The 7,880-nt window shown below is 64.8% G+C and carries 9 protein-coding genes and 1 pseudogene; 8 read left to right on the top strand and 2 right to left on the bottom strand.

The features are described 5' to 3' along the window. From A3722_RS15745 to A3722_RS15720, 6 genes are all read left to right on the top strand, one after another. The coding region (locus A3722_RS15745; RefSeq protein ID WP_330220228.1) for an imelysin family protein at positions 1-762 on the top strand (762 nt) is incomplete at its 5' end. Positions 763-823: 61 nt separating this feature from the next. Next, positions 824-1,072 (top strand): (2Fe-2S)-binding protein, encoded by a 249-nt coding sequence (locus A3722_RS15740; RefSeq protein ID WP_067628965.1) that lies wholly within the window; start codon positions 824-826, stop codon positions 1,070-1,072. Next, positions 1,069-1,554: a bacterioferritin gene (gene bfr, locus A3722_RS15735; RefSeq protein WP_067628967.1), complete on the top strand. Its 486-nt coding sequence runs from the start codon at positions 1,069-1,071 to the stop codon at positions 1,552-1,554. Before A3722_RS15740 ends, bfr begins: the two co-directional genes overlap by 4 nt. Positions 1,555-1,606: 52 nt before the next feature. After that, the gene (locus A3722_RS15730) at positions 1,607-3,148 is read left to right on the top strand and encodes a di-heme oxidoreductase family protein (protein ID WP_443068625.1); all 1,542 of its coding nucleotides are present in this window, start codon (positions 1,607-1,609) and stop codon (positions 3,146-3,148) included. Continuing rightward, positions 3,148-4,134, top strand: coding sequence for an imelysin family protein (locus A3722_RS15725; protein ID WP_067628969.1), 987 nt, complete (start codon positions 3,148-3,150; stop codon positions 4,132-4,134). Before A3722_RS15730 ends, A3722_RS15725 begins: the two co-directional genes overlap by 1 nt. Beyond that, positions 4,134-5,210 carry a DUF1513 domain-containing protein gene (locus tag A3722_RS15720; RefSeq protein ID WP_067628971.1) on the top strand — a complete coding sequence of 359 codons (1,077 nt, stop codon included), beginning with the start codon at positions 4,134-4,136 and terminating at the stop codon, positions 5,208-5,210. Before A3722_RS15725 ends, A3722_RS15720 begins: the two co-directional genes overlap by 1 nt. Positions 5,211-5,239: 29 nt before the next feature. Here A3722_RS15720 and map read toward each other — a convergent pair whose 3' ends face one another. Together map and sfsA are read right to left on the bottom strand one after the other, a co-directional pair. Beyond that, complete coding sequence (map, locus tag A3722_RS15715) at positions 5,240-6,070, bottom strand: type I methionyl aminopeptidase (protein WP_067628973.1); 831 nt, start codon at positions 6,068-6,070, stop codon at positions 5,240-5,242. A 51-nt stretch (positions 6,071-6,121) separates the two neighbouring features. Beyond that, positions 6,122-6,829, bottom strand: a complete 708-nt coding sequence (sfsA, locus tag A3722_RS15710; RefSeq protein ID WP_067628975.1) for a DNA/RNA nuclease SfsA — start codon at positions 6,827-6,829, stop codon at positions 6,122-6,124. A 48-nt stretch (positions 6,830-6,877) separates the two neighbouring features. On the opposite strand from sfsA, the gene A3722_RS15705 reads away from it, so the two are divergent. Both A3722_RS15705 and A3722_RS15700 read left to right on the top strand, forming a co-directional pair. Further along, positions 6,878-7,597, top strand: coding sequence for a competence/damage-inducible protein A (locus tag A3722_RS15705; protein WP_067628977.1), 720 nt, complete (start codon positions 6,878-6,880; stop codon positions 7,595-7,597). Further along, positions 7,594-7,880 (top strand): annotated as a pseudogene (locus tag A3722_RS15700) (GNAT family N-acetyltransferase); the annotation flags it as partial. The gene A3722_RS15705 and the pseudogene A3722_RS15700, both read left to right, overlap by 4 nt.

Genomic DNA, 7,880 nt, shown 5'->3' with positions numbered 1-7,880 from the left:
GCCACCGGCTACCACGCCATCGAATTCCTGCTCTGGGGCCAAGACCTGAACGGGACTGAGCATGGCGCGGGCAACCGTCCTTGGACCGACTACGCGACCGGCGAAGACTGCACCGGCGACAACTGCGACCGCCGTGGGCAATACCTGAAAGCCGCGACCGATCTGCTGGTCGGCGATCTGGAATGGATGGCCGGTCAATGGGCCGATGGCGGTGAGGCACGCGCCGCCGTGCTGGCAGACGAAGACGCCGGGATCGACGCGATCCTGACCGGCATGGGCTCGCTCTCCTACGGTGAACAGGCCGGGGAACGGATGAAGCTGGGCGTCATGCTCAACGACCCCGAAGAAGAGCATGATTGCTTCTCGGACAACACCCACAACAGCCACTACTACGACGGTTTGGGCGTGCGGAACGTCTATCTGGGCGAATACCTGCGCGTCGATGGTCGCGTGGTTTCCGGCGCATCGCTGTCTGACCTTGTGGCCAGCGCCGATGCCAGCGTCGACGGAGACCTGCGCGCCAAGCTGAACGCCTCCATGGTGGAACTGGGCCAGATCAAAACCGCCGCCGAAGCGGGGTTCAGCTATGACATGATGCTTGAGCGCGGCAATGCCGAAGGCGAAGCGCTGATCATGGGCGCGGTCGATGCGCTGGTGAACCAGACCCGCGCCATCGAGCGTGCCGTGACGGTTCTGGGCGGTGACGAAATCGCCTTTGAAGGCTCCGACAGCCTCGACGCGCCGGAGGCGGTCTTCCAGTAATCCTAACCCTTCCTCTGGGCCGCTGCGGCGGCCCGGGGCCAGCCAAGGAATACGCAAAACCATGATTGTTTGTCACTGTCAGAACATCACCGATCGCGACATCAACAATGCCATCGACTGGATGCGCGCCTCCGATGCGCGCACGGTCATTACTGCGGGCAAAATCTACCGTGCCTTGGGCAAAGCAGCCGATTGTGGCGGTTGCATGCCTCTGTTCTTGTCTACCATGCGCGGAAATGGCAACTTTTCCGTGCCTGTGCTGACAACCACTCTAAGTCAGGCAAAACCAAACAAGGAGACAGGTTCATGAAGGGCGACGACAAGGTCATCGAATATCTCAACGCGGCATTGCGCAGCGAATTGACAGCCGTGAGCCAGTACTGGCTGCATTACCGGCTGCAAGAAGACTGGGGCTATGGTCGGCTTGCCGATAAATCGCGCGAGGAAAGCATCGAAGAGATGAACCACGCCGACAAGCTGATCGAACGGATCATCTTCCTTGAAGGGCACCCCAACCTGCAAAAGCTGGACGCGCTCCGCATCGGTGAAACGGTCAAGGAATGTCTTGAGTCCGATCTGGCCGCCGAACATGAGGCCCGCACCCTGTACATTGAGGCGCGCAATCACTGCGATCAGGTGGGCGATTACGTCTCAAAGAACCTGTTCGAGGAATTGATTGCCGACGAGGAAGGGCATATCGACTTCCTCGAAACGCAATTGTCGCTTCAGGCCGAACTGGGCGAGGCCGTCTATGGCCAGCTTCAAGCCAAGCCGACAGACGACAGCAAGTAACTTCGAATGGCAGGCCCGGTTCTGGGCCTGCCGCTTATCCAAGGCATTCCCCATGCGATTCCTCATTCCGATGCTCACGGTGGCCGCCGCGAGCATGGCCGCCGCCGCCCCGCAAGCACTGGAGGAACCGCATCTCAAGGTGATCCCCCGCACCGCAGAAGAGGGCGCCCGGATTGCCAAGGTCACCGCCCCCGCGACCGAATTCGACAAGCCCGAGCCGTTTGAGACGAACCCGGCAGGGGCCGCCACGGTCAGCCCGCGCGGCAATGCCGATGCGTTTTCGCTGCCCTCGGGTAACATTCCTTTCGAGCGGGAGTTGGACTTTAAGGTCGGCAATGGTTTGTTCAAAAAACTCTGGGTGTCATCGCCGTCTTCGACGCTCGCGTCTGACGGGCTGGGGCCGCTTTTCAACGCGCGCTCTTGCCAGCGCTGCCACCTGAAAGACGGGCGCGGTCATCCGCCCGAGGGGCCTGAGGATGACGCGGTGTCGATGTTCCTGCGCATCTCGGTCCCCACCGCCCCCGAAGAGGCAATGAGCGAGATCGAGGCGTTCCTGCTTTCGGTGGGCGATACCACCCCGCGCACGCGGCCCGATCCGGTCTATGGCGGGCAATTGCAGGATTTCGGGGTGGCGGGGCATCCGGCGGAATACCGGCTGGGCCTGCGCTATGAAGAGGTGGAGGTCGCGCTCTCCGAGGGAGAGACCGCCAGCCTGCGCCGCCCGACCTACAGTGCCGAAGACCTCGGGTATGGCCCCTTGGCCGAGGGCGCGATGCTCAGCCCCCGTGTAGCCCCGCCGATGATCGGTTTGGGCCTGCTCGAAGCGATCCCAGCCGCAGATATCTTGGCCCTCGCGGACCCCGAAGACGCCGACGGCGATGGCATCTCTGGTCGGGCGCAGATCGTCTGGTCCTTTGAGCACGCGCGCCCGATGTTGGGCCGTTTCGGCTGGAAATCCGGCGCACCGACGATCCGCGAACAATCCGCCAGCGCCTTTGCAGGCGACATCGGCATTTCCTCCCCCATCTTCGATGCGGCATGGGGCGATTGCACCACCGAGCAAACCGCCTGCCGCGATGCCCCGCATGGGAACGGGGACGCGCGCGGGACAGAGATTGACGCCGAAGGGCTGGATCTGGTGACCTTTTACAGCCGCAACCTTGCCGTGCCCGCCCGCCGCGATGTCGGCGCACCTGAGGTGCTGCGCGGCAAGGCGGTGTTCCATGAGGTCGGCTGCACCTCCTGCCACCAGCCGAAATTCGTGACCGAACGGTTGGAGGACCAGCCCGAGCAGAGCTTCCAACTGATCTGGCCGATGACCGATCTTTTGCTCCATGACATGGGGGAAGGGCTGGCCGACGACCGTCCCGAGGGCCGCGCGAATGGTCGCGAATGGCGCACCGCGCCGCTCTGGGGCATCGGCTTGACCGAACAGGTTAACGGGCATACCCAATTCCTGCACGACGGGCGCGCGCGGTCGCTGCTCGAAGCGGTGCTCTGGCACGGCGGCGAAGCCCAGCCCGCCCGCGATGCCGTGGTCGACATGCCCAAGGCCGACCGTGACGCCTTAATCCGCTATCTGGAGAGCCTCTGATGCGCAGCCTGCTGACCGCCACATTCCTTCTGACCGCCGCCCCCGCCCTCGCCGGGGTGAGCGAGGTGATCAATGATCACGCGCTGCCGGGCACCGCGCGTTTCGCCTCTGCCACTGCGGCGCTCGACGCTGCAGCGCAGGCCGATTGCACCGACACGGCCCTGCGCCCGGCCTATCAAGAGGCTTTCGACGCATGGATGGGCATCGCGCATCTGACCCTTGGCCCGTTGGAGGAAGACGGGCGCGGGCTGGCCATCGCCTTTTGGCCCGACACGCGCGGCATGGTGGGGCGCAGCGTGGCGAGACTGGTGGCCGAGGAAGACCCAATCGCGACAAGCGGGGAGTACGCCGAAGTCTCCATCGCCGCGCGCGGGCTCTTTGCGCTGGAACGGCTGCTTTATGACGATGACTTCGCAGGCTACGGGGCCGAGAGCTATAGCTGCGCACTGGCCCGCGCGATGGCGGCCGATCTGGCCGTGCTGGGGCGCGAGGTCGACACCGCATGGCGTGAGGATTTCGCCACGACGCTCAGCAGCGCCGGGGAGGCGGGGAACAGCCGTTTCCTCAGCCCGCGCGAGGCGTCACAGGCGCTTTACACCGCCCTCGCCACCGGGTTGGAGTTCGTCGCCGATCAACGTTTGGGCCGCCCAATGGGCAGTTTTGACGCCCCCAAACCGCAGGTGGCCGAGGCGCGCCGTTCGGGCCGCAGCCTGCGCAATGTGGTGTTATCGCTTGAAGCATTGCGGGACTTTGCGCGCACCCTGTCGGACCAGCCCACCCCCAAAACCGACGCCGCCTTTGACCGCGCGCTCATCGCCGCCCGCGGCTTGGAGGACCCCGTCTTTGCCGGGGTGGCCGACCCGATAAGCCGTATCCGGGTCGAGGCGCTGCAAAACGATGTGCGCGCCATTGCCGAGGCGGTGGGGGCAGAGATCGCCCCGGCGCTTGGCGTTTCTGTCGGGTTCAACTCGGCGGACGGCGATTGATGCCGTCGCGCCGTCACTTCCTTGCCGGTCTCGCCGCCGCGTCGAGCTTGCCGGCGATGGGTTGGGCCGCCGCCGGCAGCCCTGTCTACCTTGCCGCCGCGCGTGACCCTTCGGGGGCCTATGCGCTTTTCGGGCTGGACGGGACGGGCCACGACATTTTCCGCATCCCGCTGCCCGACCGGGGCCATGCCGCCGCCGCGCATCCCACAGCGCCCGAGGCCGTGGCCTTTGCCCGCCGTCCGGGGCGGTTTGCATTGGTGATCGACTGTGAAAAGGGCCGTGTGGCCCACCGGCTCGACGCGCCGGTGGGGCGGCATTTCTACGGGCATGGGGCGTTTTTGCAGGGCGGGGCCATCCTCGCCACCAGCGAGAACGAGATCGACACAGGCAAAGGGCGCATCGGGCTGTGGTCCCGCGCAAAGGGCTATGCCCGGATCGGAGAGATCGCGTCAGGCGGGATCGGTCCGCATGAAATCCGCCGCTGGGCCGAGGATGTGCTGGTGGTGGCCAATGGCGGCATTCGCACGCATCCCGACAGTGGGCGGGAGAAGCTGAACATCGACGTGATGCGGCCCAACCTGTCCTATGTCAGCCTTTCGGGCGAAGTGCTGGAGCAGGTGGCGCTGCCCGACGATCTGCACACGAACTCAATCCGCCATCTGGCCTTGGCGCCCGACGGGCAGGTGGCTTTTGCGATGCAATGGCAAGGGGAGCCGGGTGACGGTGTGCCGCTGCTGGGGCTGCACCGGCGCGGGGAAGAGCCCATCTTGGCCGAGGCCGATCTGGCCGAGCAAATCGCGATGCAGGGCTACGCGGGCAGCGTGGCATTCGCGGCAGATGGCGGGGCGGTCGGTATCACCTCCCCCCGGGGCGGGCGGCTGCATCTGTTTGACAGCAAAGGTGCTTTCCTCGCCAGCCACCGCCGTGCCGATGTCTGCGGGCTGGCGCCGGGCCGCGGCGGCTTTGTCGCCACGGATGGGCTTGGCGGTATCCTGTCGCTGCAAGAGGCTACGCTATCGCGGCTGACCACAGCCAGCCGCGCGTGGGACAACCATTTGGTCGCCATCGACGCATAGGCGTGCGGGGGCCGTGCCCCCGCAGCGTTTCAGTCGGTTTTATAAGTCGGGTGGAACAAGCCGCCGGGCGAGAGGGTGAAAATCTCCACACCATCTTCGGTCACGCCGACCGAATGCTCGAACTGCGCCGAGAGGGATTTGTCGCGGGTGACGGCGGTCCAGTCGTCAGCGAGGGTCTTGGTCTCGGCCCGGCCAAGGTTCACCATCGGCTCAATGGTAAAGAACATGCCCGGCTCAAGCACCGCACCCGTGCCGGGGCGGCCATAGTGCAGCACGTTGGGCGGCGCGTGAAAGACCTGCCCCAGACCATGACCGCAGAAATCGGTGACCACGGACATGCGGTGGCCTTCGACGAAGGTCTGGATGGCATGGCCGATATCGCCAAAGGTATTGCCCGGCTTCACTGCCTCAATCCCGCGCATCAGGCTGTCGTGGGTCACGTTGATCAAACGCTCGGCCTTGCGTGAAAGCTTGCCTGCCACATACATGCGGCTGGTGTCGCCGAACCAGCCATCGACGATCACGGTCACGTCGATGTTCAGGATGTCGCCGTCTTTTAATTTCTTGTCGCTCGGGATGCCGTGGCAAACCACATGGTTCACCGAGATGCAGCTGGCGTGCTGGTAGCCCTTATAGCCAATGGTCGCGGATTTCGCGCCAGCGGCGTTGACCTTCTCTTCGATCAGGCGGTCAAGCTCCCCGGTGGTCTGACCGGGGAAGACATGCTCTGCGATCTCGTCGAGGATCGTGGCGGCCAGACGGCCCGCCGCTTGCATCCCGGCGTGATCCGAAGGCTCGTAAATGCGAATGCCGTCGCGCGTCTGGCGGCCTCGGTGTGCGTTGTTCACCGCTCTCTCCATCCTTGTGTTCGCTCCTATTTAGCGTGGCTTTCCGGCAAGGGCCAGTGCAGCTCAGCCCGCAAAGGGGATCGGTTGCGCCAGTGTGACGGCTTGGGGCGTGATATGGGTGCCGATGGCGTAGATTTCCAGCCCCGCCGCCCGCGCGGCTTGGGACGCGGCGGCATAGGTCGGGTCAATATCGGCGGCAAGGGTCATCTGCGTGCAATCGGTGCGTTGCACCAGATAGAGCAGCACGGCGCGGTGCCCGGCCTCAGCCATCCGCGCCAGTTCGCCAAGGTGTTTCGCCCCGCGTGCGGTGACGCTGTCGGGGAATTCGGCCAGACCCGTCTGCCGCGAGAGGGTGACCGATTTCACCTCGACATAGGCATCGGGCAGGCCATCACCGCGCAGCAGAAAGTCGATGCGGGAGTTTTCGCCGTATTTCACCTCCGGTCGTACCTCGGCATAGGCGGCCAGTGGCGTCACCTCACCCGCGACCAGCGCTGCTTTCATCGCGCGGTTGGGCAGGGCGGTGTCGACGCCGGTGAAATGGCCGTTCTCATGGTCCACCAACCGCCAGCCGTAGTTCAGCTTTTTCTTCGGATCGTCGTTCGGCTCCAGCCAAATCCGGCTGCCCGGTTCCGCCAGCCCCATCATCGATCCGGGGTTGGCGCAATGGGCGATCACTTCCTCGCCCGTATCTTCCAACCTGCAATCGGCCAGAAAGCGTTTGTAGCGGCGGATCAGCCGGGCGGGGACAAGTTGGGTTTGAAAGCGCATGAGGCGTGGCCTATACCGAAGGGACGCCATCCTCAAGGAGCCGCCCCCATGTCAAACCCCACCGCCGCGATGATCGTCATCGGCGACGAAATCCTTTCGGGCCGGACCCGCGACAGCAATATGCATCACCTTGCGGGGGAGTTGACGAAAGTGGGGATCGACCTCAAGGAGGTGCGCGTGGTGTCGGACGATCATGGCGCGATCATCGCCGCCGTGCAGGCGCTCTCAGGTGCCTATGCCCATGTGTTTACCTCGGGCGGCATCGGGCCCACGCATGATGACATTACCGCCGATTGCATCGCCGCCGCCTTTAACCGTGATATCGACGTGCGCGACGATGCGCGCGAGATACTGGCCGAACACTACGCCCGCGCGGGCACCCAGATGAACGACGCCCGCCTGCGAATGGCGCGTATTCCTGAGGGCGCCGCGCTGATCGAAAACCCGGTCTCTGCCGCGCCCGGTTTCGTGGTTGAGAATGTGAATGTGATGGCCGGGGTGCCGACGGTCTTTCAGGCGATGGTTGCCAGCGTCCTGCCGGGGCTGACCGGGGGGCAGCCGCTGATCAGTGAAACCCTGCGCATCGACCGGGGCGAGGGTGATATTGCCGGGCCTTTGGGCGCGCTGGCCGAGGAATATCCGCATCTGTCGATGGGCAGCTACCCGTTTCAAAAGGACGGAGTCTTTGGTGCGCATGTGGTGATCCGCGGCAGCGATCCGGGGATGGTCGAAGCGGCGATGGTCAAGCTCAAGGCCGCCTTCGCATGAGTGAGGCGCAGGCGTTTTTTGACGCGGGCGACGCGACATGGCCCGCCGCGCGGCGGTTTGATCATGGGCCATGGACCCTGCGCGAAGGGCAGGGCGGCGGCAAACGGGTCTCAGCAGCGACAGCGCGCGGGGCGGTCTCCGACGCCGACATTCCGACCGCCGAAGCGGCGATGCGTGAGATGGACCAGCGCCCGCTTTTCATGGTGCGCGTGGGGGAAGATGACCTCGACGCGCTGCTGGCCGCGCGGGGCTATGACGTGGTCGACCCGGTTACCGTACTGAG

It is taken from the genome of Sulfitobacter sp. HI0027, assembly GCF_001634775.1.
Lineage (GTDB): Bacteria > Pseudomonadota > Alphaproteobacteria > Rhodobacterales > Rhodobacteraceae > Sulfitobacter.
The sequence above is the reverse complement of the archived record's forward strand: the minus strand, read 5'-3'. Positions and strand labels throughout refer to the sequence as shown.